26 protein-coding genes are annotated in these 26,686 nt (G+C 75.1%); 12 read left to right on the forward strand and 14 right to left on the reverse strand.

The annotated features are described in order from the left end of the window. Positions 1-19: 19 nt before the first annotated feature. Together ACIBPB_RS18320 and ACIBPB_RS18325 are read right to left on the reverse strand one after the other, a co-directional pair. Complete coding sequence (locus tag ACIBPB_RS18320) at positions 20-817, reverse strand: exodeoxyribonuclease III (RefSeq protein ID WP_396840763.1); 798 nt, start codon at positions 815-817, stop codon at positions 20-22. A 78-nt stretch (positions 818-895) separates the two neighbouring features. Continuing rightward, positions 896-1,816, reverse strand: coding sequence for a proteasome assembly chaperone family protein (locus ACIBPB_RS18325; protein WP_396840764.1), 921 nt, complete (start codon positions 1,814-1,816; stop codon positions 896-898). A gap of 378 nt (positions 1,817-2,194) precedes the next feature. On the opposite strand from ACIBPB_RS18325, the gene ACIBPB_RS18330 reads away from it, so the two are divergent. Beyond that, the gene (locus tag ACIBPB_RS18330) at positions 2,195-3,067 is read left to right on the forward strand and encodes a peptidase M23 (protein WP_396840765.1); all 873 of its coding nucleotides are present in this window, start codon (positions 2,195-2,197) and stop codon (positions 3,065-3,067) included. 128 nt (positions 3,068-3,195) lie between these two features. After that, positions 3,196-3,933 carry an EcsC family protein gene (locus ACIBPB_RS18335; RefSeq protein WP_396840766.1) on the forward strand — a complete coding sequence of 246 codons (738 nt, stop codon included), beginning with the start codon at positions 3,196-3,198 and terminating at the stop codon, positions 3,931-3,933. A gap of 5 nt (positions 3,934-3,938) precedes the next feature. Here the strand turns inward: ACIBPB_RS18335 and ACIBPB_RS18340 are convergent, their stop codons facing one another. Beyond that, a complete protein-coding gene (locus ACIBPB_RS18340) occupies positions 3,939-4,784 on the reverse strand; it encodes a GDSL-type esterase/lipase family protein (protein WP_396840767.1) in 846 nt (281 codons plus the stop codon). A 194-nt stretch (positions 4,785-4,978) separates the two neighbouring features. Here ACIBPB_RS18340 and ACIBPB_RS18345 point away from each other — a divergent pair, with 194 nt between their 5' ends. The 5 genes from ACIBPB_RS18345 to ACIBPB_RS18365 all read left to right on the forward strand — a co-directional run bounded on the left by ACIBPB_RS18345 (position 4,979) and on the right by ACIBPB_RS18365 (position 9,583). Further along, on the forward strand, positions 4,979-5,242 hold the full coding sequence (locus ACIBPB_RS18345; protein WP_396840768.1) for a DUF6343 family protein: 264 nt from the start codon (positions 4,979-4,981) through the stop codon (positions 5,240-5,242). A gap of 12 nt (positions 5,243-5,254) precedes the next feature. Further along, the gene (locus ACIBPB_RS18350; protein WP_396840769.1) at positions 5,255-6,667 is read left to right on the forward strand and encodes an NADP-dependent succinic semialdehyde dehydrogenase; all 1,413 of its coding nucleotides are present in this window, start codon (positions 5,255-5,257) and stop codon (positions 6,665-6,667) included. A gap of 78 nt (positions 6,668-6,745) precedes the next feature. Continuing rightward, a complete protein-coding gene (locus tag ACIBPB_RS18355) occupies positions 6,746-7,711 on the forward strand; it encodes a TIGR03885 family FMN-dependent LLM class oxidoreductase (protein WP_396840770.1) in 966 nt (321 codons plus the stop codon). 37 nt (positions 7,712-7,748) lie between these two features. Further along, positions 7,749-9,329, forward strand: coding sequence for a Na+/H+ antiporter (locus ACIBPB_RS18360; RefSeq protein ID WP_396840771.1), 1,581 nt, complete (start codon positions 7,749-7,751; stop codon positions 9,327-9,329). After that, entirely contained in the window at positions 9,326-9,583 is a 258-nt protein-coding gene (locus ACIBPB_RS18365; RefSeq protein ID WP_396840772.1) for a UBP-type zinc finger domain-containing protein, read from the forward strand. The genes ACIBPB_RS18360 and ACIBPB_RS18365 overlap by 4 nt, the downstream gene beginning before the upstream one ends. Positions 9,584-9,587: 4 nt before the next feature. Here the strand turns inward: ACIBPB_RS18365 and ACIBPB_RS18370 are convergent, their stop codons facing one another. Genes ACIBPB_RS18370 through ACIBPB_RS18380 form a run of 3 tightly spaced genes read right to left on the reverse strand, consistent with a single transcriptional unit; the run spans position 9,588 to position 12,089 of the window. Further along, on the reverse strand, positions 9,588-10,121 hold the full coding sequence (locus ACIBPB_RS18370) for a GNAT family N-acetyltransferase (RefSeq protein ID WP_396840773.1): 534 nt from the start codon (positions 10,119-10,121) through the stop codon (positions 9,588-9,590). 12 nt (positions 10,122-10,133) lie between these two features. Beyond that, positions 10,134-11,432, reverse strand: a complete 1,299-nt coding sequence (locus tag ACIBPB_RS18375) for an MFS transporter (protein ID WP_396840774.1) — start codon at positions 11,430-11,432, stop codon at positions 10,134-10,136. 57 nt (positions 11,433-11,489) lie between these two features. Next, a complete protein-coding gene (locus ACIBPB_RS18380) occupies positions 11,490-12,089 on the reverse strand; it encodes an HAD family hydrolase (protein WP_396840775.1) in 600 nt (199 codons plus the stop codon). A 63-nt stretch (positions 12,090-12,152) separates the two neighbouring features. On the opposite strand from ACIBPB_RS18380, the gene ACIBPB_RS18385 reads away from it, so the two are divergent. Next, on the forward strand, positions 12,153-12,665 hold the full coding sequence (locus tag ACIBPB_RS18385) for a GNAT family N-acetyltransferase (RefSeq protein ID WP_396840776.1): 513 nt from the start codon (positions 12,153-12,155) through the stop codon (positions 12,663-12,665). Between the two features lie 191 nt (positions 12,666-12,856). Here ACIBPB_RS18385 and ACIBPB_RS18390 read toward each other — a convergent pair whose 3' ends face one another. After that, complete coding sequence (locus ACIBPB_RS18390) at positions 12,857-13,177, reverse strand: multidrug efflux SMR transporter (RefSeq protein ID WP_357329821.1); 321 nt, start codon at positions 13,175-13,177, stop codon at positions 12,857-12,859. Between the two features lie 329 nt (positions 13,178-13,506). Next, entirely contained in the window at positions 13,507-16,113 is a 2,607-nt protein-coding gene (locus ACIBPB_RS18395) for a glycoside hydrolase family 9 protein (protein WP_396840777.1), read from the reverse strand. A 219-nt stretch (positions 16,114-16,332) separates the two neighbouring features. Between ACIBPB_RS18395 and ACIBPB_RS18400 the strand changes: the two genes are divergently transcribed. Further along, a complete protein-coding gene (locus tag ACIBPB_RS18400; RefSeq protein WP_396840778.1) occupies positions 16,333-17,067 on the forward strand; it encodes a PP2C family protein-serine/threonine phosphatase in 735 nt (244 codons plus the stop codon). Here the strand turns inward: ACIBPB_RS18400 and hrpB are convergent, their stop codons facing one another. Together hrpB and ACIBPB_RS18410 are read right to left on the reverse strand one after the other, a co-directional pair. Then, positions 17,068-19,662, reverse strand: coding sequence for an ATP-dependent helicase HrpB (gene hrpB, locus ACIBPB_RS18405; RefSeq protein ID WP_396840779.1), 2,595 nt, complete (start codon positions 19,660-19,662; stop codon positions 17,068-17,070). Positions 19,663-19,870: 208 nt separating this feature from the next. Beyond that, positions 19,871-20,689: a SigB/SigF/SigG family RNA polymerase sigma factor gene (locus ACIBPB_RS18410; protein ID WP_396840780.1), complete on the reverse strand. Its 819-nt coding sequence runs from the start codon at positions 20,687-20,689 to the stop codon at positions 19,871-19,873. A 342-nt stretch (positions 20,690-21,031) separates the two neighbouring features. Between ACIBPB_RS18410 and ACIBPB_RS18415 the strand changes: the two genes are divergently transcribed. Further along, positions 21,032-21,787: a hypothetical protein gene (locus ACIBPB_RS18415; RefSeq protein WP_396840781.1), complete on the forward strand. Its 756-nt coding sequence runs from the start codon at positions 21,032-21,034 to the stop codon at positions 21,785-21,787. On the opposite strand, the gene ACIBPB_RS18420 is transcribed toward ACIBPB_RS18415, so the two are convergent. Continuing rightward, on the reverse strand, positions 21,736-23,325 hold the full coding sequence (locus tag ACIBPB_RS18420; protein WP_396840970.1) for a phospholipase D family protein: 1,590 nt from the start codon (positions 23,323-23,325) through the stop codon (positions 21,736-21,738). The two genes, ACIBPB_RS18415 and ACIBPB_RS18420, sit on opposite strands and share 52 nt — an antisense overlap. A gap of 129 nt (positions 23,326-23,454) precedes the next feature. Here ACIBPB_RS18420 and ACIBPB_RS18425 point away from each other — a divergent pair, with 129 nt between their 5' ends. Continuing rightward, complete coding sequence (locus ACIBPB_RS18425) at positions 23,455-23,586, forward strand: hypothetical protein (protein ID WP_255352182.1); 132 nt, start codon at positions 23,455-23,457, stop codon at positions 23,584-23,586. 52 nt (positions 23,587-23,638) lie between these two features. Here ACIBPB_RS18425 and ACIBPB_RS18430 read toward each other — a convergent pair whose 3' ends face one another. After that, positions 23,639-24,625 (reverse strand): pirin family protein, encoded by a 987-nt coding sequence (locus ACIBPB_RS18430; RefSeq protein ID WP_396840782.1) that lies wholly within the window; start codon positions 24,623-24,625, stop codon positions 23,639-23,641. A 9-nt stretch (positions 24,626-24,634) separates the two neighbouring features. Continuing rightward, positions 24,635-25,117, reverse strand: coding sequence for a MarR family winged helix-turn-helix transcriptional regulator (locus ACIBPB_RS18435; RefSeq protein ID WP_396840783.1), 483 nt, complete (start codon positions 25,115-25,117; stop codon positions 24,635-24,637). 135 nt (positions 25,118-25,252) lie between these two features. Here ACIBPB_RS18435 and ACIBPB_RS18440 point away from each other — a divergent pair, with 135 nt between their 5' ends. Continuing rightward, a complete protein-coding gene (locus ACIBPB_RS18440; protein WP_396840784.1) occupies positions 25,253-25,834 on the forward strand; it encodes a DUF1684 domain-containing protein in 582 nt (193 codons plus the stop codon). Between the two features lie 54 nt (positions 25,835-25,888). Here ACIBPB_RS18440 and ACIBPB_RS18445 read toward each other — a convergent pair whose 3' ends face one another. Then, positions 25,889-26,476, reverse strand: coding sequence for a general stress protein (locus tag ACIBPB_RS18445; protein ID WP_396840785.1), 588 nt, complete (start codon positions 26,474-26,476; stop codon positions 25,889-25,891). Positions 26,477-26,686: the final 210 nt, after the last annotated feature.

The following is a 26,686-nucleotide window of genomic DNA, read 5'->3' on the forward strand; positions in this document are numbered from 1 at the left end:
GCGTCCCACCCTACGGCGTTCAGAACGACTCGACGGCCGGCACCAGGTCGGCGTCGACCACGATCGGGGCGTGGTCGGAGGGGCCCTTGCCCTTGCGCGCCTCCCGGTCCACGTACGCCGAGGTGACCGCGCGGGCGAACGGCGCGGAGGCGTACACCAGGTCGATCCGCATGCCCTTGTTCTGGTGGAACATCCCGGCCCGGTAGTCCCAGTAGGTGAAGGGGTGCGGGCCCTTCATCGGCGTGGGCACCACGTCGCTGAGACCGAGGTCGCGCAGCGCGGCCAGGGCGGCCCGCTCGGCCGGGGTGACGTGGGTGGAGGTGACGAAGAGCGCCGGATCCCACACGTCGGCGTCGGTGGGGGCCACGTTGAAGTCGCCGCAGACGGCCAGCGGCCGGCCGGTGGCGAGTTCCGGCTCCAGGGCGTCGCGCAGCGCGGCGAACCAGGCCAGCTTGTAGGCGTAGTGCGGATCGTCCGGGGCGCGCCCGTTGGGCACGTACACCGACCAGACCCGCAGCCCCGCGCAGGTGGCGGAGATGGCCCGCGCCTCCGGCTCGGGAAAGCCGGGTTCGCCGGGGAAGCCGACGGCGACGTCGGCCAGCCCGACCCGGGACAGGACGGCCACCCCGTTCCACCGCCCGTCGCTGTGGCTGGCCACCTCGTAGCCCAGCGCGCCGACCTCGGCGACCGGGAACGCCCCGTCGGGGCACTTCGTCTCCTGCAGGCACACGACGTCGGGCTTCGTGCTGGCCAGCCAGTCGAGCAGCCGGGGCAGGCGGGCCTTCACCGAGTTGACGTTCCAGGTCGCCAGGCGCATGTCTCCAGCCTGCCGCATCCCGGCCCGCCGCGCCGGGTCAGCCCGGCCGGGGTGTCGCGCCGGCCGGGCCGGGACGGCTCAGCGTTCCGGGGTGTCGCCCGGTCGGGTCTGCTCGGCGAGGAAGCGTTCCAGCTCGGCGCCGAGTTCGTCGGCGGTGGGCAGCGGGCCGGTCTCGCCGGCCAGCAGGTTCTTCGCGCTGCGCCCGCGGGCGAACGCGTCGTACTGCTCTTCCAGGGCCTGCACCAGGGTGGCCGCCTCCTCGGTCTGGGCGACCTGGCGGTCGATCTCCACCCGGACCACCTCGGCGGCCGAGCGCAGGCCGTCGTGGGGCAGCAGCAGGCCGGTGCTGCGGGACACCGCGGTGAGCAGCGCCTCGGCGGCCGCCGGGTATTCGGTCTGCGCGACGTAGTGCGGCACGTGGGCGGCGAAGCCGAGCGCGTCGCGGCCCTGCTGGCCGAGGCGGTACTCGAGCAGGTGCCCGACGCTGCCGGGGACCTGGACCCGCTGGAGCCACGGCTCGTAGCCGGAGATCAGCTCCGGGCGGGTGGCGTGCGCGGTGACCCCGCTGGGCCGGGTGTGCGGCACCGCCATCGGGATCGAGTTGAGGCCCACGGTGAGCCGGACGTCGAGCCGGGCGGCGACCGCGGCCACGGCGGCCACGAACCGCTCCCACTGCAGGTCCGGCTCGGGGCCGGTGAGCAGCAGGAACGGCGTCTCGTCGTCGTCGTGCAGCAGGTGCAGCTCCAGCGCCGGGCCGTCGTACTCGGCCCAGTGGTCCTCGACGAAGGTCATCACCGGCCGGCGGGAGCGGTAGTCGAAGAGCTGGTCGATGTCGAACCGGGCGATGGTGCGGGCCTGGAGGGAGGTGAGCAGCTGCTCCCGGGCCAGCCGGGTGGCGCTGCCGGCGTCGACGAAGCCGGTGAGTGCCTGGATCAGGACCGGCTGCCCGAGCTCGGGCAGATCGTCGGTCAGTTCGTAGAGCTCGTGTGGGTCGAGCACCGGTGGGGACCTCCCTGGATACGCGGGTGCGGCGGGCCGTGCGCGCACGGCACCCCGTCCGCCCAACGTACCGACCATCCTGGTCCATTCCGTTACCGCCCGGTCGCGGCGGGGGGATGATCACGATCGGCCGGAAGTCGTAGGTCCGGACCGGCCGAAAGGACGAGTTAGTCGATCAAGGGCCGGGGTGGGGCCGGCTGCGAGGTTCCTGCCCGGCGCGGCGCGGACCGGGTCGCCCCGGAGGTTCGACCGGTTTGCCGGGTCTGCTCCGGCCCGGGGCGGGCCGGGACCGGCCGTCCGGATCGAATCGGGCATATTGTGACGAGAGCCACCCGATCGCCGTGGGTGATCATGGGATTACCCGCCTAGCCTCGTCGGATGCGTGACGACGGCACCCTCGACGACCAGTACGGCCTCGGCGGTTCGGCTGACCGTTCGGACGATACCCCATCCACCGTCCGGTCAACCGGCTCCGAGGGTCCCACCCCTCGACGTTCCCTCGGTACCCGCCTCGGCGGCCTCGCTAACCCCCTCGCCGCCCGCCCCGGCCGGACCCGGCTGGCGGTCGCCACCGGCGCGGTCTGCTGCCTCGGCGTGCTCGGCTTCAGCCAGGTCGGCGTCGGCGTCCCCGGCGGCTCGCCGCGCCCGGCCCCCTCGGTCGAGGCCGACGCCGCCGACCGGGCCACCGTCGACGCCGCCTCCCGGAGCATGCGGCGCGCGGCGCCGACCCCGGAGGCCACCACCGCCACCCCCAGCGCCACCCCGAGCGCGAAGCCGAAGCCGAAGCCGAAGGCCAAGCCCAAGCCGCGCCGGATCGTCCCGGTCGCCGGCCTGGACCAGGCCCAGATGGACAACGCCAAGAAGATCGTGCAGGCCGGCCGCGAGATGGGCGTGCCGCGCCGCGGCCTGGTCATCGCGGTGGCCACCGCCATGCAGGAGAGCACCCTGCTCAACTACGCCAGCGGCGTGCTGCCCGAATCGCAGAGCTACCCGCACCAGGCCATCGGCTGGGACCACGACTCGGTCGGGCTGTTCCAGCAGCGCCCGAGCAGCGGCTGGGGCACCGTCCGCGAGCTGATGGACCCCGAGTACGCCACCAAGGCGTTCCTCGCCGCCCTGGAGGAGATCCCCGGCTGGCAGGACCTGCCGCTCACCGTGGCCGCCCAGGCCGTGCAGGTCTCCGCCTTCCCCGACGCGTACGCCCAGCACGAGTGGCGGGCCGCGCAGGTCGTCGGGGCCATCCTCGCCTGAGTTGCGCCCCGGCCGGCCGCCGGTTGCCCGGCGGCCGGTCCGGGTACCGGGGGTTTGCCGGTCCCGGGTACACATGACGGGGACCGCTGACCGCGCCGCCCCCGCAGTACGAGCCCCGGGAGCCCCTCGTGACCGACCCCGCCCCCGTCGACGGCGAGCACACCGACCCCCCGCAGCCGGCCGAGCCGGTCGACGCCCCCGAGGCGCCGCCGGCCACCCTCTGGGACCGGATGCGGGACGACCCCCAGTACGCCCCGGAGCACCTGGCCCTCGAGGCGGTGCGCCGGCTCGGGCCGGAGGCCGCGCAGTGGGCCGCCGTCCAGCGGGCGCAGCGGCCCGACGTACCGGCCGAGGACCTGGCCGACCTGGCGGTCCGCCGGTTCGTCACGCACGCCCGGCTCTCCGGCGCGGTCTCCGGCGCGGCCGGCCTGCCCGGCGCGGTGATCGACGTCGGCGTGCTGGCCTGGACCCAGGCCCGGCTGGTGCTGCACGTGGCCGCCGCGTACGGCGTCGACCCGCGGCACCCCGACCGGGCCACCGACCTGCTGGTGTTGCAGAAGGTGCACAAGGTCGCCGAGAGCGCCCGGCTGGCCCTCGGGGTGGCCGCCGGGCGGGAACGCGCGGGCGCGCTCTTCGGCCGCGCCGGCGCGCGTCCGCTGGGCCGGGTGATGCTCCAACTCGGGGTACGGCTCGCCCAGATGGCCGGGGTGCGCGCCGCCAAGCGGATCTTCGCGAAGGTGGTGCCCGGCGCGGCGATCATTCTCGGCACCTGGGCCAACTCCTCGGCGACCAAGGATCTCGCCGACCGGGCCCGCGCCCTCTACCGGGCCGGACCGGCCAACCTGCCCACCCAGCGCCGCCCCTGACCGCCTCAGTCGTCGACCCAGCGCGCGGCGCGCCAGGTGACGTCGGCGAGCCGGTCCTGCCCGGAGGCGTTCGGGTGGAACCAGTCCAGGCTGTTCACCTGGTCCAGGCCGAACCGGGCCCGGTGCGCCGCGCCGCCGTCCCACCGGCAGCGCGACCCGTACGCCCGGCAGGCCGCCCGGAGTTGGCCGTTGTAGGCGTCGATCCGCTCCCGGAACCGGGCCCGCCGGGCCGCCGCGGCGGGCGCGGTGGAGGTGGCGTCGGCGAGCAGGGCCGGGCAGACGCCCCGGGACCAGGCGCGGACCGCCCGGCGGTCGGTGTGGCCCACCTGCCAGAGCCGGTACAGGTCGGGCACGCTGACCACGAGCACCCGGGCCCGGGGACGGCCGGTGCGCAGGACCCGCAGGCCGGCGTCGACCTGGTCGCGGAAGGCGCCCACCGGGGTCATCGCGTCGATGCCGCCCCGGCAGGCGTCGTTGGCGCCGATCAGCACCGTGACGTAGTCGGCCCGGTCGCGTACCGCCGTCCGGGCCTGCCCGGCCAGCGCGGCGGCGCGGGCCCCGGGCGCCGCGCGGTTGTAGCCCCGCAGCGCCGGGTTGCGCTCGCGCAACCGCCGGTAGTGGCTCTCCACCCGCAGGCCCGTCCCGGTGGACCAGGAGTTGCGCTCGCAGCTCATCAGCACCAGGCAGGAGCCGAAGCCGGTGGTGATCGAGTCGCCGAGCGCGGTCAGCACCGCCGCGGTGCCGGGCGGGGGCGAGCCGGACGGCCGGGGCGAGCCGGAACCGGCGCCGTCACAGGCGAGCGCGACCAGCGCCGCCAGGCAGGCCAGCGCGGTGACCCCACGTCGAGACATCGCGAACCCCGTCCGACGGTGTGCAGCAGCGCGTCGACCCTATGCACACCGAGCGTGACGGCGGTGCTTCTGTCGGTCTTCCGGCATCGACGACCATCGTTAACAATGCCCTGATAGCCTCCCGCCGCACGCCCCGGTGGCACGTGGGGGCGGTTGTGCGGTTAACCCGGCCCGAGCCCGGGTAGCCCGAAGGGATGACGCGATCACAGCCCCGGCGTGCCCGCGGCACGGTCGGCCACGCGTACAGCGCGCTCAACCTGCGGCTCGCGCTGGCCCTCTTCGGCCTGGTCGTGATGACCGTCTTCGCGGTGCTCGCCTTCCGGGCCGACGTGGTCTTCCTCGGCGTCGCCTGCGCGATCCTCGCCGTGGTGGCCGTGGTCGACCTGATCATCATCCAGCGCCGCCGCGCCGCGCGCCGCCGCGAGGAGCCGGGCGTGCGGCACTCGCTGTTCGAGTGACAGGAGTACGAGATGCCCATCGCCACCACCAATCCCGCCACCGGACAGGTGCTCAAGACGTACGACCCGATGTCGGACGAGCAGGTCGACGCCGCCATCGAACGCGCCGACCTCGCGTTCCGGCAGCTGCGGGAGACCACCATCGCCCAGCGCGGCCGCTGGCTCACCGCCGCCGCCGAACTGCTGGAGGCCGAGCGCGACGAGACCGCTCGGCTGATGACCACCGAGATGGGCAAGACGTACGCCGCGGCGAAGGCCGAGGTGACCAAGTGCGCCACCGCCTGCCGGTTCTACGCCGCCAAGGCCCCCGAGATGCTGGCCGACGAGCCGGCCGACGCCGCCGCCGTCAAGGCGAAACGCGCCTACGTCCGCTACCAGCCGCTCGGCCCGGTGCTCGCGGTGATGCCGTGGAACTTCCCGCTCTGGCAGGTCATGCGCTTCGCCGCGCCGGCCCTGATGGCCGGCAACACCGGGCTGCTCAAGCACGCCTCCAACGTGCCGCAGACCGCCCTGTACCTGGAGGACGTGTTCCGCCGGGCCGGCTTCCCGGAGGGCGCGTTCAGCACCCTGCTGGTCGGCTCCGAGGCGGTGGACCGCATCCTCAGCGACCCCCGGGTCCGGGCCGCCACCCTCACCGGCAGCGAGGGCGCCGGCCGGTCGATCGCCGCCAGCGCCGGCCGGGAACTGAAGAAGACCGTGCTGGAGCTGGGCGGCAGCGACCCGTTCGTGGTGATGCCCTCGGCCGACCTGGACAAGGCCGCCGAGGTGGCCACCACGGCCCGCTGCCAGAACAACGGCCAGTCGTGCATCGCCGCCAAGCGGTTCATCGTGCACACCGACGTCTTCGACGCCTTCGCCGAGAAGTTCGCCGCCCGGATGTCCGCGCTGCGGGTCGGTGACCCGATGGACGAGAACACCGACGTCGGCCCGCTGGCCAGCGAGCGCGGCCGCGACGAGATCCACGCCCAGGTGCAGGACGCCGTCGACAACGGCGCCACCATCCTCTGCGGCGGCGAGAAGCCGGCCGGCGACGGCTGGTACTACCCGCCGACCGTGGTCACCGACCTGCGGCCCGGGATGCGGATGTGGGCCGAGGAGGTCTTCGGCCCGGTCGCCGGCCTCTACCGGGTCGCCTCCTACGAGGAGGCCATCGAGGTCGCCAACGGCACCAGCTACGGCCTCGGCTCCAACGCCTGGACCAACGACCCGGCCGAGCAGGAACGCTTCGCCACCGACCTGGACGCCGGCAACGTGTTCATCAACGGCATGACCACCTCCTACCCGGAGCTGCCCTTCGGCGGGGTGCGCAACTCCGGTTACGGCCGCGAGCTCTCCGGGGTGGGCATGCGGGAGTTCTGCAACACCAAGACCGTCTGGGTCGGCGAGGGAGAGGTCGGCGCCGGCGCCGGGGCACACGCCGAGTGAGCGGGGCCGTGGCCCCGCCGGCCGCGTCGCGCGGGGCCCCGGCTTACACCCCCGCCCGGGTGGGTAGGAGTGCCGGACATGACGGAGTTCGGCTTCCACGCGTCCCACGAGCAGATCCACCCGTCCGAGCTGCTGGCGGCGGTCGTCCACGCCGAGCGCGCCGGCTTCGACGCCGCCATGTGCTCGGACCACTTCTCGCCGTGGAGCGCCCGGCAGGGCCACTCCGGCTTCGCCTGGTCCTGGCTGGGCGCCGCCCTCCAGGCCACCAGCCTGCCGTTCGGCGTGGTCAACGCCCCCGGGCAGCGCTACCACCCGGCGATCATCGCGCAGGCCATCGGCACCCTCGCCGCGATGTACCCGGGCCGGTTCTGGGCCGCGCTGGGCACCGGCGAGGCGAGCAACGAGCACATCACCGGCGCGGGCTGGCCGCGCAAGGACCTGCGCGCCGCCCGGCTGCGCGAGTGCGTCGACGTGATCCGGGCGCTGCTGGCCGGCGAGGAGGTCAGCCACGACGGCCTGGTCACCGTCGACCGGGCGAAGCTGTGGACCCGGCCCGAACAGCCACCCGCCCTGATCGGGGCGGCGGTGAGCGTGGAGACCGCCCGCTGGTGCGCCGAGTGGGCCGACGGGCTGATCACCGTCAACGCGCCGGTGCCGCACCTGCGCCGGATGGTCGACGCCTACCGGGACGCGGGCGGGCGCGGGCCGCTGCACCTGCAGGTGCACGTCAGCTGGGCGCCCGCGCAGGCCGACGCCGAGGCGATCGCGTACGACCAGTGGCGCAGCAACGTCTTCGCCCCGCCGGTCTGCTGGGATCTGGAGCTGACCGAGCACTTCGACGTGGTCAGCGCGGACGTGCCGCCGGCGAAGGTCGCCGATGTGGTGAACATCTCCGCCGACCCCGGCCGGCACGTCGGCTGGCTGGAGGAGTACATCGGCCTGGGCTTCGACCAGATCGCCCTGCACCACGTCGGGCAGGAGCAGCGCGCCTTCATCGACACGTTCGCCGCCGAGGTGCTGCCGAAGCTGCGGACCACCGGGTGATCACGCCGGGGCTGCCGGCCGCCTAGGCTCGTACCCCATGGAAGCTCTGTTCGAGGTGGTGGTCGTCCTGGCCATCGCGACCTTCGGTGCGGCGCTGGCCCGGCGGCTGGGCCTGCTGGCGCCGATCCTGCTGGTGGTGCTCGGCCTCGGCCTGTCCTTCCTGCCGTTCGTGCCGCACGTGCGGCTCGACCCCGAGCTGGTGCTGGTCGGCATCCTGCCGCCGCTGCTCTACGTGGCCGCCCTGAAGACCTCGGTGCCGGCGTTCCGGGTCAACCTGCGGCCGATCCTGCTGCTCGCCGTCGGGCTGGTGATCTTCACGGCGTTCGTCGTCGGCACCGTCCTCTACCTGCTACTGCCCGGCCTGCCGTACGCCATCTGCCTGGCGCTCGGCGCGGTGGTGGCGCCGCCCGACGCGGTCGCCGCCACCGCGGTGGCCCGGCGGGTCGGGCTGCCCCGGCGGATCGTGACGATCCTGGAGGGGGAGAGCCTGGTCAACGACGCCACCGCGCTGGTGCTGCTGCGGGTGGCGATCGGCGCGGCCACCGTGGCCGGTGGCCACGTCGGGTTCGGCACGGTGGCGCGCGAGGTGGTGGTGTCGGCCGGCGGCGGCATCCTGGTCGGCCTGCTCGGCGTGGTCGTCTTCGGCTACCTGCACAAGCGGATCAGCGACCCGGTGCTGGACAACGCGCTGTCGCTGATCGTGCCGTTCGCGGTGGTCTTCGCCGCCGAGGAGATCCACGCCTCCGGAGTGGTCGCCGTGGTGGTGACCGGCCTGGGCATCGGGCACAAGCAGCCGCTGCTGATGTCGGCCGCCTCCCGGCTCCAGGTGGGCGCGTTCTGGCGGCTGATCCAGTTCCTGCTGGAGGGCCTGGTCTTCCTGCTGGTCGGCCTGCAACTGCCCGAGGTGCTGCGGGACCTCGACGAGCCGGTCGGCCGGCTGGTCGGGATCACCGCCGCCGTGCTGGCCGCCGTCGTGCTGACCCGGTTCGTCTGGCTGCTGCCGGCCACCTACCTGGGCCGACTGGTGCCCCGCGCCCGCCGCCGGGAGGCCCCCGTCCCGGTGCAGGTCCCGCTGGTCATCGGCTGGGCCGGGATGCGCGGCGTGGTCACCCTCGCCGCCGCGCTCGCCCTGCCGCTCACCCTGGCCGACGGGCGGGAGTACCCGCGGCAGCTGTTCATCTGGCTGGCCTTCGCGGTGATCGTGGTGACCCTGGTCGCGCAGGGCGCCACCCTGCCGGCCGTGGCCCGGGTCGCGAAACTGCCCGCCGACGACCCGGTGCAGGACGCGCTCTCCGCCGCCGCCGTGCAGCAGCAGGCCGGCCGGGCCGCCCGGGAACGCCTCGAGGAACTCGCCGACGGGGCGCCGGAGGCCGTCGTCGAGCGGCTGCGCGGCCTGGTGCAGAGCCGCACCAACCTGGCCTGGGAGCGGCTCGGCGGCGACGCGCGGGAGACCCCCTCCCGGGCGTACGGCCGGCTGCGGCAGGAGATGATTGACGCCGAGCGGGAGGTGTTCCGGGCGGCCCGCGACTCCGGGAGGATTCCGGAGGAGGTGCTCGTCCGCGCCTACCGCGACCTGGACCTGGAGGAGTCGTTGCTGCGAGTGGAGGCCGACGAGTGAGCTGCCAGCACCTGACCGAGGCCGGCGACGCCGACCCGAAGACCACGACCGAGTGCCCGGACTGCGTGGCCATCGGCAACCCCGACTGGGTGCACCTGCGCGCCTGCCTGAGCTGCGGGCACGTGGGCTGCTGCGATTCCTCGCCGTACCAGCACGCCACGAAGCACTTCGAGTCGACCGGGCACCCGGTGATGCGGTCGGTCCAGCCGGGGGAGACCTGGCGCTGGTGCTTCGTGGACGAGGAGATCGGCTGAGCCGTCAGCCGAGCCGGCGCTCCAGCACCTGGCCGGGCCACGGCTCCCGGCCCGGCCGGTCGACCGTGAACGGCTCGGTGGCGGTGAACCCGCAGCCCTCGTAGAAGCGGACCAGCGCCCGGTCGTCGCCGCGGTAGCAGTCCACCCGCAGCAGGCCCACGCCCCGCTCCCGGGCCAGCTCCGCCGCGTACCCGAGCAGCCGCGCGCCGATCCCGTGACCGGCGTACGCCCGGTCGGTCACCAGCAGGTTGACGTACAGCTCCGGCTCGGTGGCCGGCGGCACGTAGGCGGTGGCCTCGCCGACCACCAGCGCGCCCACCACGGCGTCGTCGAGCGTCGCCAGGTGCAGCCCGCCCTGGCCGGCCCACGCGTCGGCCTGCGCGATCCGCCGCGGATCGGTCGACGCCGGCTCGGTGCCCCACTGGCCGGTCCGGCCGCGCGCCACCAGCCAGGCGGTGGCGCTGTCGAGCAGCCGCAGCACGGTGGCCGCGTCCGGCCGGCCGCCGGGGCGGATGGCGATGGTCTGCTGGTCGGTCATGCCGCCATGCTGCTACACCGGCGCGGCCGGACGGTCGGCGGCCACCCGTCGACGGTCCGGCCGGTTCGCCAGCGCCCACCTGGTCAGCGCCGGGGCGGCCAGGCCGACGCCGGCGAAGAACGCGCCGAGCACCAGCCAGCCCGGCACTCCGCCGTCGAGCACCAGCAGGGTGAGCAGCGCCGGGCCGGCCGCGCGGGCCAGGCCGGCGAGCAGCCCGTCGGCCCCCTGGTAGGCGCCGACCGCGTCCGGCGGGGCCAGGTCGTAGGCGAGGCCCGCGCCGCCGGCGGCGTGCCAGAGGTCGCCGAACGTCCAGACCGCCGTGGCGACCAGCAGCAGCGCGACTGCCGCCACGGTGGGCAGGACGGCGGTCACCGCGTAGAGCGGGGTCGCCGCGGCCAGCACGAGGCCGGCCCGGCGCAGCTTCCGGGCCGCGGGACCGGCGGTGTCCGCGCCCCGGCTCAGTCGTACCGCGAGCAGCACGGTGAGCACCGTGTTGGTCAGCAGCACCGCCGAGACCACCGGCGGCGGCGCGCCGGCCCGGGTCACCGTCCACAGCGGCACCACCAGACTGATGACCGTGACGTGCAGGGTGAGCAGCGCCGACGCCCCGCTCACCGCGAGGAACCGGCCGTCGCGCAGCGCCCGGCCCGCTCGCGGTCGGCCGACGGCCGGGTCGCGCGGGCGCGGCGGGTAGGCCGGCAGTCGCAGCAGCAGCGCCGCCGACAGCAGATAGGTGGCCACGTTCCCGACGACCAGCACCTGGTATGCGCGGTGGTTGTCGGCGGCCAGCGCGATCGCGGCCAGCCCCGAGCCGACCGCGATGCCCAGGTTGGCCACCGCGCGCAGGGTGGCGAAGGCGTGCACCCGGCCGTGCGGACCGGCGACCGCGGCGACCAGCGCGGCCCGGACCGCCAGGTTGCCGGAGGCCAGCAGCGTCTCGAGGATCGCCACCGCGAGGAACACCGGCATCGAGTCCACCAGCAGGTACCCCGCCGCGGCGACCGCCTGAACGAGCTGGACGGCGGCGCGGAGCGTACGCGGGTCGCGGCGGTCGGCCAGGGCGCCCAGGGGCACGCTGGCGGTCAGCCCGACCAGCCAGGCGACGGTGAGCCCGGCGCCGACCGAGGCGGGGGAGAGGCCCACGTCGCGGGTCAGGTAGAGCGGTCCGCCGGCCAGCCAGAGCCCCGACCCCACCGTGTTGGCGAGGGTCGCCAGGGAGAGCATGCGCAGCGGGCCGGGCGCCGGGATCGGCGACGCGCCGAGCCGCCCGCGCCACCCACGCCGGGTGACGGCGTCCCCGTCGGCGGCCATGCCACCGACCCTAGGCAGCGCCGGGTGCGGCCGGTGTCCCGCCGGACGCGACCCGGGTCACACGTGGGCGCGCTGCTCGGGTCGGGGCACCAGCACCGCCGCCATGCCCGCCGCCGTCGCCGCCTGCACACCGAGGTCGGTGTCCTCGAAGACGAGACAGTCGGTCGGGGCGACGCCGAGGCGCCGGGCGGCGATCAGGTAGCCCTCCGGGTCGGGTTTGGGGTGGGTGTAGTCCCCGGCGCAGACCAGCGTCTCGAACCGGTCGAGCAGGCCGAGCGCGAGCAGCGAGGTGGTGACGGAAGCGCGGGTGCTGCCGGAGACCACGGCGAACGGGACCCGCCCGTGGGCGTCCTCGATGTGCGCCAGCACCTCCGGCACCGCGGCGATCCCGGGCAGCCCGCGCCGGTAGTGCTCCTCCTGGCGGCGCAGCACCAGTTCGACGGGCATGGCCAGCCCGTGCCGTTCGTTGAGGTCGGCGACGATGTCGGCGACCGGGCGGCCACCCCAGGCGTAGAACAGCTCCTCGGGGAACTCGCAGCCCCACTCGCCCAGCACGGCGCACCAGGCCCGGTGGTGCAGGGGCATCGAGTCGACGATGGTGCCGTCGCAGTCGAACAGGTACGCGCGGAAGTCGCCGGGCGGCAGGGTCAGGACCACCGCTGCAGGGTACGCGGAAATCCGTTCGCCCGGCCGGGGCCCGCTCTGCCAGGGTCGGCAGCTGTGGAGCACAGCAGAATCGCCCGGGCCGACGAGTTGACCGAGGTGCAGCGGATCGAGGTGGCCTCCGGGGCGCCGTTCCGGGAGATCGGCATGACCGAGGTCGCCGACATGCCGCCGATGCCGCTGGACGCGCTCGCCGAGCGTCAACGGGCCGGCCGGGTGTGGGTCACGGTGGACGCGCGGGACCGGCCGGTCGCCTTCGCGGTGCTCGACGTGGTGGACGGGTCCGCCCACGTCCAGCAGCTCAGCGTCGACCCGGCCCACGCGCGGCGGGGGATCGGCGGGCGGCTGCTCGACCAGGTCGCCGGCTGGGCGGCCGGGCGAGGGTTGCCGGCGCTGACCCTCACCACGTTTCGCAGCGTGCCGTTCAACGGTCCGTACTATGCCCGGCTCGGCTTCCGTGAGCTGACCGGGGACGAGGTCACCCCGGGGCTGGCGCGGCTGTTGGCGGCCGAGGCGGCCCTCGGGCTGGACCCGGCGGACCGGATCGCCATGCGCCGGCCGGTCGGGTGACTGCCTGCCGCCGCCGGGTGAGCGCCGGCCGAGGCAGCTGAGGAGCGACCCGGGGCGGACCGACGTGCGGACCCGGACAGTGCTGATCATCCTCATCGTGGCGGCGGCCGGTCTCGGGGTGCGCAACTCGCGACGGAGGTAACGGTCGACCGCGGCTCTCGGTGATCGAACGCGATCCGCCGCCGCTGTGGTCAGTGCGCCCCGCCGAGGTTGAGCACGACCACACCAGCGATCACCAGGCCGGCGCCGACCACCTTGGTGACGCTCAGCGGTTCGCCGAGGAAGGCCGCGCCGATCGCCATGATCGCGGCGGTGCCGAGCCCGGACCAGATCGCGTACGCCACCCCGACCGGGATGTCCTTGACCGTCAGGGAGAGCAGCCCGAACGACAACAGGTAGGCGACCGTCACGCCGAGCGTGGGCCAGAGCCGGGTGAAGCCGTCGGTCGCCTTGAGCAGGCTGGTGCCGATCACCTCGGCGGTGATCGCGCCCAGCAGGAAGAGGTACGCCACCCGGGGACCGTACCGGGGGGCAGGTCAGGCGTGCCGGAAGTCGGCAGGCCGGCGGGTCTGGGCCCTGCGGGCCGGCGGGTCTGGGTGCTGCGGGCTGGCGGGGCTGGTTGACCGGGCGCCGGCGTGGTGGCGCCGACTCTGCGGCCGCTCGGAGCCGCTGTTCGAGGGGGAAGCTGTTCGACGCTGAAGCCGGGCGGGCGGCGGCGTCGGCCGGCTGCTCGGGCCGGCGGGCAGACGGTAGGGAAGGGCGGTGGGGATGGGCGGTAGGGAAAGGCTGTGGGGATGGGGGGCCGCCCGGTGCGGGCGGCCCCCCATCCCCGGGGCTCGGCTCAGGACAGGGTGCAGGCGGATCCGTTGAGGGTGATCAGGTTGGGGTTGGGGTTGGGGCCGCCGGCCGTCAACCCGTTCAGGCCGAAGGTGATCGACGCGCCCGGCATGATCTTCGCGTTGTACGACTCGTTCTTCGCGGTGACCGTGGCACCGGACTGGCTGACCTTCGCCAGCCAGGAGGTGTCCACCTTCTGGTCGCCGGCGAACGCCCAGCGCACGCTCCAGCCGTCGATCGCCGTCGGGCCGGTGTTGCGCACCGTGACCTGGGTGGTGAAGCCGCCCGACCAGCTGCCGTGGGTGGTGTAGCTGACGGCGCAGCGCGACGCCGGCACCGCCCCGGCGTCACCCTGGTCGGCCAGGAAGGACGCCAGCCAGGCCAGCGCCGAGTTCCAGTTGATCGCCACCTCGTTGGTCGAGTACGAGTTGATGTCGTCGACGTAGCAGAACATCGGCTTGCAGCCGGCCAGCAGGTTGGCCGCGAACGGGTCCTGGAGGGCGGCGTTCGCGCCGCCGGCGAGGGAGCCGGCGGGCGGGTTCGGCAGGTTCGGGTCCAGCTGGTGGGCGAAGATCCGGCTGTGCTGGTTGCGGGCGTGCTGCTCGCCCCAGCCGGTCACGTACGACATGTTCAGCGCGTTGCGGCCGAGCAGGTAGTCGGCGCTCTGCACCGCCCCGTCCCGGTAGCTGGCGTCGCGGGTCAGGTCGAAGGCGGTGGCCAGCACGATCGCGTTGTTCACGACGTTGCTGTTGCCGCCCCAGACGTACGAGCCGGCGTCGCCGGGCAGCGGCAGCCCGTACGCCTGCTCCCGCAGGGTGGCCAGGTAGCGGTCGGCGGCGGCGGTCACCGACGCGCGGACCCGGGTCCTGTCGGCGGCGGGCAGCGCGCTGGGCACGGTGGCCAGGTCGAGCCGGCCGAGCGCGGCGACGCTCTGCCAGCCGAACGCGCCACCGGCGGCGAAGACGTCGGCGGTGTGCAGCGGCGAGGCGGTGACGTCGGTCAGGTACGCCTGGTCCCCGGTGGTCAGCCAGAGTTCGGCCGCCGCCCAGTAGAACTCGTCGGTCACGTTCGAGTCGTCGTACGAACCGCCGCCGTTGCCGTCGGCCGCCGAGGCGTAGACCGCCGGGTGGGCCTTGGCCGCCGCGTACGCGGTCTTCGCGGCGGTGCCGCAACGGGCCGCGAAGGCGGCGTCGTAGGGGGCGTACAGCCGGGCGCACTGGGCGGCGACGGCGGCCAGGTTGAGGGTGGCCGCGGTGGACGGCGGGTGCAGCTCGCGCGGCTGCGGGTCGTCCTGCGGGGCGAGCGGCAGCCCGGTCCAGTTCCGGTCGTGGATCTTGTGGTGCACCATCCCGGCGAGCGGCTGGCCCGCCGGCACCTGCATGCGCAGCAGGAACTCCAGCTCCCACCGCGCCTCGTCGAGGACGTCGGGGACCTGGTTGCCCCGCTCGGGCACCCGCAGGGTGGCGTCGCCCAGCCCCGCGCCGCCGGCCGCGGTCTCCGCGGTCTTCGTCCGCTCGAAGGTGTTGAGCAGCTGGTAGGTGGCGATGCCGCCGTTGACCACGTACTTGCCGTGGTCGCCGGCGTCGTACCAGCCGCCGCGCACGTCCAGCCGGTAGTCGCAGACCCCGGCCTGGCAGGGCACGTCGGTGTCGCCCTGGTTGGGGGCCACCCCGAGGTGGCCGGCCGGGCGGGCGTACGCCGCGCCGATCAGGTCACCGTCGATCGGGGTGCCGCTGCGCTGGGCGTAGAAGAACTGGAGCGAGTCGGCGCGCAGCCGGTCGTAGAGGGCGCCGGAGATGTCGAACGGGTGGCTGGTCTCGCCGTCGACGGTGAGCGTGTAGCCGGTGCCCGGGGTGCGGAAGGTGGAGAAGTCGACGGTCTGCACGGGCTGCCCGGAGGCGGCGTCGACGCCGCGCGGGGTGCTCTGGCCGTCGGCCACCACCGCGCCCGCGGCCGAGCGCAGCTGCCAGGGCAGCGGGTCGGTGGCGTCGGTGACCACGGTGGCGTGCTTCGGCCCGCCGGGCAGGTAGCCGACCTGGTTGACCCGCACCCGCGGCCCGGTGTTCGGCTCGTACGGCGGGGCGGCCTCGCCGCCGCGCAGCGAGACGTTGTCCAGGCAGATGGTCTGCGCGTCGGCGCTGCCGCCGACCTGGAAGATCAGCTGGGCGGACGGGTTGTCGGCCGGCGCGGTGAAGGTCTTGTCCACGTGCACCGAACTGGGGGTGGCGGTGGCGCCGGCTTCGGCGTACGTGGTGTAGGGGGCGCTGCCGAGTTGCAGGACCGCCTTGACGGCCGAGCCGGGGCTGGCGGAGACGTCGAAGGAGAGTTCGTACTCGGCGCCGGCGATCAGCGGCACCGCGTCCTGGCCGATGCCGGCGTCCCACAGGTTGGCCAGGCCGCCGGGGACCGTGGTGCAGAGCCGGCCGTCGGTGACCGCGAGCGCGTCGGTGCCGTAGGAGAACCAGGGGGACGTGCCGTCGCTGAAGTCGCCGTTGCGGATCTGCTCGGGCGCGTCCGGTGGCACTTCGGCGTGGGCCACGCCGGCGGTCGCGGTGAGCACCAGGGTGGTGGCCGCGGCCAGCGCGGTGAAGCGGCGTCGGGATGGGGTCACGGAGGTTCCTTCCGTGCGGGGGTGGTGGGGGAACGCAAGGTACGAGCGCTGGGAGCGCTCCCACCTATCGGGCAGATGTTTCCAGCGCGTTCCTCCGCTGTCAATTGACGCCGCCCGATGAGCCGGCGACCGGTCCCGCGAGTGAGATTCGCCGCGCCACGCAGCCTCGTCCTGATCTCCTAGAGACAACTGCGCCCTTCGCCTGGCAGGCTGCCACCCATGACCCTGAAGCTTCGTTCCGTCGGGGCGAGCGACCGAGGGCTGATCCGCAGCGGGAACCAGGACGCGCTCCACGCCGGCAGCTGGCTCGTCGCCGTCGCCGACGGCATGGGCGGGATGGCGGCCGGTGATCTGGCCAGCCGGATCGCCATCGACGCGATGGCCCCGCTCGACCTGGAGACACCCGAGGACGCGCTGGTCGCCGCCCTGCAGGGCGGCATCGAGGTGGCCACCACGCGGATCCGGCGGGCCGTCGAGGAGGACCCGGAACGCCAGGGCATGGGCACCACCCTGACCGCGCTGCTCTTCGCCCGCACCGGCAGCTGCCTGGCCCTGGCCCACGTCGGCGACTCCCGGGCCTACCTCTACCGGGAGGGCGTGCTCAAGCAGGTGACCCGGGACGACACCTTCGTGCAGATGCTCGTCGACCAGGGCGTGATCACCGCCGAGCAGGCCAGCAGCCACCCCCGCCGGGCCGTGGTGACCCAGGCGTTGCAGGGCGACGAGGTCTCCCCGGCGTACGCGACGATGGTGCCCTGGGCCGGCGACCGCTGGCTGCTGTGCAGCGACGGCCTGTCGAACGTGGTGCGCGCGGACACCCTCGCCGAGGTGCTCGGCGGCCACCCGGACCGCGAGGCCTGCGCGGCGAAACTGATCGACCTGGCGCTGCGCGCCGGCGGCCCGGACAACGTCACCGTGCTCATCGCCGACGTGGTGGACGACGAGTCGGCCTGATCAGCGCCGCCGGGGTGTGGCGTGCCGGGTCGGCTCGGCGCTGGTCGGGTCCTCCGGCCACGGGTGCCGGGGATAGCGGCCGCGCAGCTCGGCGCGGACCTGCGGGTAGCCGGTCCGCCAGAAGGAGGCCAGGTCGGCGGTGACCGCCACCGGCCGGCCGGCGGGGGAGAGCAGGTGCAGCAGCACCGGCACCCGCCCGTCGGCCAGCCGCGGGGCGTCCCGCCAGCCGAAGGTCTCCTGCAGCTTCACCGGCAGCACCGGGGCGGCCGGGTCGGTGTAGTCCACCCGGATCCGCGAGCCGCTGGGCACCGGGAGTCGTTCCGGCGCCAGCTCGTCCAGCCGGGCCGCCTGCCGCCAGTCGAGCAGCCGGCGCAGCGCCACCCCCACGTCGATCCGGGCCAGGTCGGCCCGGCGCCGGGCGCGGGCCAGCTCGGGCCCCAGCCAGCTGGGCGCGGCGGCGAGCAGGGCCGGGTCCGCCACGTCCGGCCAGCCGTCGCCGAGCGCCTGCCGGCAGAAGGCGAGCCGGCGGCGCAGCGCGGTCGCCTCCGGCGTCCAGGTGAGCAGGCCGAGCCCGGCCTCGCGCAGGCCGGTGAGCACGGCGGCGGCGACCAGCTCCGGGTCGGGCGCGGACAGCGGCCGGTCCACCAGCTCGATCGCGCCGAGCCGGAGCACCTCCCGGGCCACCACGTCCCCGCCCGACCAGGCGACCTCGCGCCCGTCGCGCAGCAGCGGCCCGCCGGCCTCCCGGGCGGTCGCCTCGTCCACCGGCGTGGCCAGCCGCACCCGGGCGGTGGGCGCGCCGGGGGAGCGGTCCGCCACGGCGACCGCCAGCCACGCCGAACCGGCCAGCCCCGAACCGGCCGCCAGCTCCGCCGCGGTCCCGCCGGCCATCAGGTACGCGGTTCCACCGGCCCGCCGGGCCCGGGCCAGCCGTTCCGGGTACGCCAGGCCCACCAGCAGCCCGGCGGCCAGGTCATCCCCGAGGACCTCGGCCGCTGCCCGGCGCCCGGGCTGGTCGGGCCGGCGTGCCGCGGGATCGGCGCCACCCGTCCGGGCACCGCCCGCACGGTCGCGAGGGCCGGTCGCGGCCCGTAGCCGGCGGACCTCGGCACGCCAGCGGCTGGTGGCGGCGGGGTCGGCGCCGCCGCGCAGGCGGCGCCAGAGGGCGGTGAGGTCGTCCGTGCCGCCGGGCAGCGTGTCGTCGGCGAGCAGGGCGACGATCTCGGCGGCCCGGTCCGCGCCGACCCGCTCCGCCCCGTCCAGCAGCGCGCGGGCCAGCCGGGGATGTGCCCCGACCGCGGCGACCGCCCGGCCGCGCGCGGTGATCCGGCCGTCGGCGTCCACCGCGCCCAGCGTGGTGAGCGTCTCCCGGGCCACCGTGAGGGCGGCCGGCGGTGGCGGATCGGGCAGCGCCAGGCCCGCCCCGTCGGGGTCGCCCCAGGCGGCCAGCTCCAGCGCGAACCCGGTCAGGTCGGCGGTGGCGATCTCCGGCTCCGGCTGCGGGGCCAGCCGGGCATGCGTCGCCTCCGACCAGCACCGGTAGACCGCCCCGGGCGCCTCCCGGCCGGCCCGGCCGGCCCGCTGGGTGGCCGCGGCCCGGGACACCGGCACGGTGACCAGCGCGCCCAGCCCGCGGGCCAGGTCGGTGCGGGCGACCCGGCTGAGCCCGGCGTCGACCACCACGCGTACCCCGGGCACGGTGAGGCTGCTCTCCGCCACGGCGGTGGCCAGCACCACCCGGCGCCGCGGCGACTCCCCGGGCGCGGCCGGGCGCAGCGCCGCGTCCTGGGCGGCCGCGGGCAGCCGGCCGTGCAGCGGCAGCACCGCCACGCCGTCCCCCAGGCCGGCCAGGCGGGCCGACACCGCGGCGATCTCGCCCGCCCCGGGCAGGAAGACCAGCACGTCCCCGTCCCGCTCGCGCAGCGCCCGGCGCACGGTGCCGGCCACGTGGTCGAGCAGGGCCGGGTCGACCCGGCCGGCGCCGGGAGCGGCGACCGGTCGGGGCGGCGGCGCCCAGACCCGGGTGACCGGGTGCAGGGCCGCCTCCGCCCGGACCACCGGCGCCGGCCGGTCGGCCCCGCCCAGCAGCGCGGCGAACCGGTCCGCCTGCGGCGTGGCCGACATGGCCAGCAGCCACAGGTCGGGCCGGAGCGCGGCGCGGGACTCCACGGCGAAGGCCAGCGCCAGGTCGGCGTCGAGGTGCCGCTCGTGGCACTCGTCGAGCAGTACCGCGCCCACGCCGGGCAGCTCCGGATCCCGGTGCAGCCGGCGGACCAGCAGCCCGGTGGTGACCACCTCGACCCGGGTCCGCGGGCCGGTGCGGCGCTCGCCGCGCACCGCGTACCCGATCCGGCCGCCGACCGGCTCGCCGAGCAGGGCGGCCATCCGGCGCGCGGCGGCGCGGGCGGCGACCCGGCGGGGCTGGGCGATCACCACCGTGCCGGGCACCTCGTCGGCGACCGCGAGCGGCGCCAGGGTGGTCTTGCCGGTGCCGGGCGGGGCCACCAGGACCGCCGTGCCCGCCCCGCGCAGGGCCCGGACCAGCGCCGGCAGCACCGGCCGGACCGGCAGGTCGATGGGGACGTCGGCAAGCACGCCCCCACTGTCGCACCCGGGCCGGCGGGCGGCCACGCGCCTACCGCCCTGGGCGGGCGGGCACGCGCCTACCGCCCCGGGCGGGCGGGCGGCCACGCGCCTACCGCCGCGGCGGGCAGCCGGAACGGCCCGGCCGGCGAACCGCCGACCGGGCCAGCGTGGACACGACGGTGGCCGGGCCCGCCGACCCGGCCACCGTCCCCACCCCCTAGTACGTTCCGGCCAGCTGCCCCCGCAGCTTGTTGAGCGCCCGGGCCAGCAGCCGGGACACGTGCATCTGGGAGACGCCGATCTGCTCGGCGATCTGCGACTGGGTCAGGTTGCCGTAGAAGCGCAGCGTGAGGATCTTCTGCTCGCGCTCGTCCAGCGTGGCCAGCGCCGGGCCGAGGGCGACCCGCAGCTCGGCCAGCTCGAACTCGCCGTCCTCGCCGCCGAGCATGTCGCCCAGCTCGGTCGCCCGGTCACCGTCTCCGGTGGGCGTGGACAGCGACACCGCGTTGTACGCGCGGGCGCCCTCCAGCCCTTCCAGCACCTCTTCCTCGGTGAGATTGAGGTGGGTGGCGATGTCGGCGACCGTCGGCGAGCGGCCGAGGGTCTGCAGCAGCGTGCTGTTCGCGTCGGAGATGGCCAGCCGCAGCTCCTGCAGGCGGCGGGGCACCCGGATGTCCCAGGTGCGGTCCCGGAAGTGCCGCTTCAGCTCGCCGATGATGGTCGGGATGGCGTAGCCGGCGAAGTCGACGCCGCGGGACGGGTCGAACTTGTCGATCGCCTTGATCAGGCCGACCGCGGCGGTCTGGGCCAGGTCGTCGGTGGGCTCGCCGCGACCGCTGTAGCGGTGGGCGAGGTGGTTGGCCAGCGGCAGCCACGCCTCGATCGCCCGGTCCCGCAGCGCGGGGCGGGACGGGTGGTGGGCCGGCAGCGCGGCCATCGCGTTCAACAGGTCGGTGGCGCTGTCGGTCAGGCTGCGCGGGTCAAGCCTGGTGGTGGCCGGCGCGGTGGCCGGCCCGTTCACAGTCCTCGCGGTCATGGGTGGTCCTCCCTGCACCTCGTCCGCGGAAAATGACGTGACGCTCAGGTTTAGTGGCTTGTCGTACGTTCGGAAGTCACCTTAGCCTGATCGGCTCGCGGAAATCTAGCCGAAAGTACGATGTACTTAACGGACATCGGGGCCTCCGATCGGGCAAAGCAGGCCGAAGGGAGTCCGGAATTGCCGGCCCGACCGGGTCGGAGCGCCGGTCCACTCGGCGCACGGGGGACGCCGACCGGTCAACGCGAAACCCGACAACCGGCTCAGAGTGTCGACTTTCCGTCGTTGTCCTGCACACGGGACCGTCGTAGCGTCCCTCTTGTACACATCGACGGAGGCACCGTGCTCGATCCCGCCGCTCCGCAACTGGTCGTCAACGCCCGGACGCTGCTGGTCAGCTGGCTCCCGGCGGACCCCGACGCGGTCGCGGCGCTCCTCCCGCCGGGCCTGCGCGCGCGCCCCGACCACCAGGTCTTCATGAACCAGTACGTCGTCGACGACGAGACCCAGACCTCCGGCTTCGGCGCGTACTCCTGCACCTATCTCGGGGTGTGCCTCGCCGACATCGAGCCACCGATGGTCGGCGACGCCCCCGGCGGCTGGTGGTGCCACTACCTGGCCTCCAGCCCTCGGGTCCGGGCGTACGCCCACGCGCGCGGCGCGCCGGCCACCGCCGGGGAGACCCGGATCGACGTCCGGGGGGACCGGCTGGTCGCCGAGACCCTCGTCGACGGCGTGCCGCTGATCCGCTCGGTGGCCCGGGTGGGTGACACCGGCAACCGGGTGTTCAGCGGTCACCACCGCTACCTGACCGTCCGGGACGGCGAGCGGATCGCGGTCGACTACCCGTTCGTCTCCGAGCCGGTCACCCCGTTCGAGATCGAGTCGGTGGAGTTCCTCAGCCCCGGCCATCCGGCGCACGCGCTACGGCCGGCCAACCCGCTCTGCATCGGCGGCGGGTTCTACTCGCCCCGGGTCTCCTTCGCCTACCCGGCCCGGCCCGGCGCGCTCGACGACCCCTCGGCGGCGGGCGCGGTCCCGCCCGCTCACCACGTGCCCGCGCGGCGGGCCCGCAGCGGCCTGCCGTCCGGGTCGTAGACCAGCCGGTAGACCGGCAGCGCCCAGAGCCGGGTGTGCCAGGCCAGCCGCTCGGGGCGGTGCGGCCGCAGCCGGCCCGGTGGCCGGGGCCCGCGGCGCCCGCCGGCGTGCCAGCGGTCCAGCGCGTCGGCCGCCGAGGTGATCGCGGCCACCGCGTCGGCCGGGTCCAGCAGGTCGGCGTCCTGCCCGCCGTCCGGGTCCCGGTCCAGGTGCTCCCGCCACAGCCGCAGCCGCAGATCCCGCGCGAAGACCCGGGCGCCGTCGCCCAGCCCGGCCGGATCGACCGGGGCCCGCTCGTCGCGGGTCTCGTCCAGCACCGCGCAGGACAGCTCGCTGTCGTGCGTCCAGGACCGGCGGTTGAAGTTGTCGCTGCCCACGCTCGCCCAGACGTCGTCGACCACGCAGACCTTGGCGTGCACGTAGACCGGGGTGCTCTCGTGGTTCTCCACGTCGAAGACGTGCACCCGGTCCGGGGCGGCCCGGTGGCACAGCGACAGCGCCTGCTCGCGGCCCACCATGTTGGGCGGCAGCGCCAGCCGGCCGTCCACGTCCGGGTGCCGGGGCACGACCGCCACCAGGTGCAGCTCCGGCTGCGCGCGCAGCGCCTCGGCGAAGAGTTCCGCCACCTCGGTCGACCAGAGGTACTGGTCCTCCAGGTAGATCAGCCGGCGGGCCCGGCGGATCGCCTTGGTGTAGCCGCGGGCCACCGTCCGCTCGCCGTCCGGGGCGAACCGGTAGCGCGGCCGGACCGCCGGGTAGGTGCGCAGCACCTGGATCCGGTGCGGGCCGCGGGCCGGCGGATCGGCGGGCTGCTCGGGCAGCGGATCGGGGCTGAGGTCGGCACCGCGCAGCCGGTCGCGCAGGTACGCCATCGGGTTCTCTGAGTCCAGCGGCATCGGGTCGGTCCACCGCTCCCGGAAGGTGGTGTCCAGGGCGCCGACGACCGGCCCGCGCAGCGCGAGCTGCGCGTCGTGCCAGGGCGGGCGCCCGCCGTACCGCGGGGACATGGCCACCGGCTGCGGGTCGCCCCGGTGCGTGGCGTCGTCGCGCCGGCTGTGGCACAGGTCGATCCCGCCGGCGAACGCGATGTCCCGCGCCGGGTCGTCCGGGTGGCGCAGCACCACCAGCTTCTGGTGGTGCGAGCCGCCCCGGCGGACCCGCTGGTCGAGCAGTACCTCGCCGCCGGCCGCGCAGATGGCCTCGCTGAGGTTGCGGTTCTCCGCCTCGCTGTAGGAGAGCGAGTCGAGGTGGGAGCGCCAGATCAGCCCCTTGACCACCACGCCGCGCTGGGCGGCCTGCGCGAACAGCTGCACCACGGTCGGGCCGTCCGGGCGCATCCGCTGATCGGGGTCGCCCCGCCAGTCGGTGAAGAAGAGGTGGTCACCGGCCTTGAGCGCGGAGACCTCGTCGACCAGCCGGTCGAAGTACGCGGACCCGTGAATCAGTGGCTCGGCGAGGTTTCCCGTCGTCCAGACGGGTAATTCAGATCCCGGGTTGGCACGTTCCTGTGCGGTGAGGAACCACTCCCGCGTCGCCACGTTCCAGCCTCCCGAGGTCGACAACGTCCTCACGGTAGGACCCCCGGGACCGCCCCGCACCTCGGCCGACCGGCCGGCGGGCTCTCCGGTGGGCCCGCCGCCCAGCATCCACACCGAGGAGGCCGCACCATGCCCGCCGAGACGACGAACACCGCCGGGACCGAGTACCGCGAGCAGGCGGTCGAGGGGGAGCGGGGTGCGGTGGTGGCGGTCTTGGTGATGGTGCTCCTCGGCGTGGCCGGCATCTTCGCCGTCTCCTGACCCGGCGGGCGCCCCGGGAGACCCGGGACGCCCGTACCTCCGGTGCCGGGGGTCAGGGCCGGGCGGCCTCGCCGTCGGTGTGCGGCAGCCGCGCGGCCGGGATCACGCCGAGCCGGCCGGCCTGGTAGTCCTCGAACGCCTGGACCAGCTCGGCGCGCGTGTTCATCACGAACGGGCCGTAGTGCGCCACCGGCTCCCGGATCGGCTGCCCACCCATGAGGTACAGCTCCAGGGCCGGGGTGTTCGAGTCCTGCCGGGGGTCGGCGGTGACCCGCAGCGCGTCGCCCGGACCGTGCACCGCGAGCTGGCCGAGCTGGATCGGCCGGCGCTCGGTGCCGACGGTGCCCCGACCGGCCAGCACGTAGACCAGCGCGTTGAAGTCCGGCCGCCAGGGCAGGCTCAGCTCGGCGCCCGGCTGCAACGTCACGTGCGCGATGGTGATCGGGGTGTGGGTCGAGCCCGGGCCACGGTGCCCGGCGACCTCGCCCGCGATCACCCGGATCAGCGCGCCACCGTCCGGCGTGGTGAGCAGCGCCGACTCCCGGCCGCGGATGTCCTGGTAGCGCGGCGGGTTCATCTTGGCCGCCCGGGGCAGGTTCACCCAGAGCTGGAGGCCGTGGAACAGCCCTCCGCTCATCACCAGGTGCTCCGGCGGCGCCTCGATGTGGAGCAGGCCGCTGCCGGCCGTCATCCACTGGGTGTCGCCGTCGGTGATGGTGCCGCCGCCGCCCTGCGAGTCCTGGTGGTCCATGATCCCGTCGATCATGTAGGTGACCGTCTCGAAGCCGCGGTGCGGGTGCCACGGGGTGCCCTTCGGCTCGCCCGGGGCGTAGTCCACCTCGCCCATCTGGTCCAGGTGGATGAACGGGTCCAGCTCGGTCAGCGGCACCCCGGCGAAGGCCCGGCGGACCGGGAAACCCTCGCCCTCGTACCCGCTCGGCGCGGTGGTCAGCCGGCGGACCGGGCGGAACGTGGTGTTCTCGGCCAGCTCCGGCAGGCGGGGCAGGACGAGGACGTCGTCGACAGTGATGGCGGGCATCGGGGCTCCTTAGTTGTCGGCCGGGGTGGACGACGCGTCGCGGTCGGCGCGCAGGCGCCGGCCGAGCCGCTCGAAGACCCGGGTGAGGCAGGCGACCTCGGCGTCGTCGAGGTCGTCGATCAGGTGGGTACGCACGGAGCGCACGTGGTGCGGCGCGGCCCCGCGCAGCGTCAGCAGGCCGGCGGCGGTGAGCACCGCCTCGCTGCCCCGGCGGTCGCCGGGGCAGGCCTCCTTGGCCACCAGGCCGCGCTTCTGCATCGAGGTGATCTGGTACGTCAGCCGGCTGGGGGAGAAGACCAGCCGGCCGGCCAGCTCGCCCATCCGCAGCCGCTGCCCCGGCGCCTCGGAGAGCAGCACCAGCACGTGGTAGTCGGCGAAGCTCAGCTCGCTGTCCGCGCGCAGGTCGTCCTCGAGCTGGGTGAACAGCCGCTGGCTCGACTCGATGTAGGCGCGCCAGCAGGCCAGCCGCTCCGCGTCCAGGCTCTCCGTCATGGCCATGACAGTAGCACTATTTAAAATTTAAACAAGCGCCAGCACGTCCGTGTGAGCAGCGCGACAACAATCCTTGACGGCGGGCGTTTTCAAAACTGAACTGACCCGGTCACCCGCGCGGGCTAGGGTCGGGGGGTGGATGATCTCGACCTGCTGGACTGGCGCGAGCGGATGGCCCGGCTCTACCTCTCCGAGCTCGACCTGGCCGGGTTCCGGGCCGCCCGCGACGAGCTGTTCCGGACCCACCCGTGCAGCCCGCTGCCCGCCGCCGACCGGCCCGGCACCGGCCTGCGCTGGTACCCGCCCGACCCGGCGGCCGTCGTCGAGGCGCCACTACGGCCCGCCTCGGGCACCGCGAGCATCGACACCGGCGGCCCCGACGGGGTGGTCCGGTACCGGCGGGTGGCCGTCGCCGAGACCCCCTGGGGCCCGCTCACCCTCTGGTGGATCGAGGCGTACGGGGGTGGGCTCTTCCTGCCGCTGCACGACTCCAGCTGCGGCGACGGGAGCTACGGCGGCGGGCGCTACCTCACCGACACGGTCAAGGGCACCTTTGGCCGGGGCCTGACCCTGCTGCCCGGCCGCCGGGTCCGGCTCGATCCGAACTACCTCTACAACCCCAGCTGCGCGTACGACGACCGCTGGGCCTGCCCGCTGGCGCCGGCGGAGAACCGGGTCGCCGTGCCGATCCGGGCCGGGGAACGGGCGTACCACTGAACGTGCCGCCGCCCCGGCGCGGCGGGCGCACCGGGGCGGGGACGGACCGCGCGGTCAGCGGGCGGTCGCGCCGGTCGGGGTGAGATGCATCCGGCCGAGCAACTGGCGGGCCTGTTCGGCCACGTCGGCGTCCACGGTCACCGCGTACTGGCCGGCCCGCAGCGAACTGGCCGAGGTGAAGTCCCGCTGCCCCCCGGTCATCGCGTGGGCCACCGCGCCGAACACCGCGCCCCAGATCGCGCCGATCACCAGCCCGGCCAGGATCACCGCGACCCAGTTGCCGGCGGTGAAGATGCCGAAGAGCAACCCGATGAAGAGGCCGAACCAGGCGCCGGTGCCCGCACCGAGGAGCGCGGCCCGGCCGGTGGTCAACCGACCCATCACCGTCTCCACCAGGGTGAGGTTGGTGCCGACGATCGAGGTCCGTTGCACCGGGAACCGGTTGTCGGCCAGATAGTCCACCACCCGCTGGGCGGACGGATAGTCCGGGTACGAGCCGATCGTGACGGTCGGCGCGCCGGCCTGCGGCCCGTGCCCGTCCCCGCTGGGTGCGGCCGGGCGACCGCCCGGACCCGACGGGAGGTTGTCGCCGCCCGGCATTCCGGGCCGCCAGGCGGCGGTCGGTGTCGAGGGTCTGGTCATGAGCATCCTCCTTCGTCAACCCGCCGCGTTCCCTGCGCCGCCGAGCGGTAACCCGTCGCCACCGGCCGATCGTTCCCGGCCGGCGGGCATGCGCCGGCCGGCCGGGGGTAGGCACACCGGTTCGGACCCGGCTCGACCGCCCGGCCGCGGCGGTGCGCCCGTCCGTGGTGCGCCGGCCTGCGGCGGAGCGCCCGGCGGCGGGGGTGGGGC

Source organism: Micromonospora sp. NPDC049836 (assembly GCF_044465125.1).
Classification (GTDB): domain Bacteria; phylum Actinomycetota; class Actinomycetes; order Mycobacteriales; family Micromonosporaceae; genus Micromonospora.

Coding starts and splice junctions, on each gene's coding strand:
- ACIBPB_RS18320 (WP_396840763.1), bottom strand. CDS start 817: ATGCGCCTGGCGACCTGGAACGTCAACTCGGTGAAGGCCCGCCTGCCC.
- ACIBPB_RS18330 (WP_396840765.1), top strand. CDS start 2,195: ATGCGTGACGACGGCACCCTCGACGACCAGTACGGCCTCGGCGGTTCG.
- ACIBPB_RS18340 (WP_396840767.1), bottom strand. CDS start 4,784: ATGTCTCGACGTGGGGTCACCGCGCTGGCCTGCCTGGCGGCGCTGGTC.
- ACIBPB_RS18345 (WP_396840768.1), top strand. CDS start 4,979: ATGACGCGATCACAGCCCCGGCGTGCCCGCGGCACGGTCGGCCACGCG.
- ACIBPB_RS18350 (WP_396840769.1), top strand. CDS start 5,255: ATGCCCATCGCCACCACCAATCCCGCCACCGGACAGGTGCTCAAGACG.
- ACIBPB_RS18355 (WP_396840770.1), top strand. CDS start 6,746: ATGACGGAGTTCGGCTTCCACGCGTCCCACGAGCAGATCCACCCGTCC.
- ACIBPB_RS18360 (WP_396840771.1), top strand. CDS start 7,749: ATGGAAGCTCTGTTCGAGGTGGTGGTCGTCCTGGCCATCGCGACCTTC.
- ACIBPB_RS18370 (WP_396840773.1), bottom strand. CDS start 10,121: ATGACCGACCAGCAGACCATCGCCATCCGCCCCGGCGGCCGGCCGGAC.
- ACIBPB_RS18375 (WP_396840774.1), bottom strand. CDS start 11,432: ATGGCCGCCGACGGGGACGCCGTCACCCGGCGTGGGTGGCGCGGGCGG.
- ACIBPB_RS18400 (WP_396840778.1), top strand. CDS start 16,333: ATGACCCTGAAGCTTCGTTCCGTCGGGGCGAGCGACCGAGGGCTGATC.
- ACIBPB_RS18410 (WP_396840780.1), bottom strand. CDS start 20,689: ATGACCGCGAGGACTGTGAACGGGCCGGCCACCGCGCCGGCCACCACC.
- ACIBPB_RS18425 (WP_255352182.1), top strand. CDS start 23,455: ATGCCCGCCGAGACGACGAACACCGCCGGGACCGAGTACCGCGAGCAG.
- ACIBPB_RS18430 (WP_396840782.1), bottom strand. CDS start 24,625: ATGCCCGCCATCACTGTCGACGACGTCCTCGTCCTGCCCCGCCTGCCG.
- ACIBPB_RS18435 (WP_396840783.1), bottom strand. CDS start 25,117: ATGACGGAGAGCCTGGACGCGGAGCGGCTGGCCTGCTGGCGCGCCTAC.
- ACIBPB_RS18445 (WP_396840785.1), bottom strand. CDS start 26,476: ATGACCAGACCCTCGACACCGACCGCCGCCTGGCGGCCCGGAATGCCG.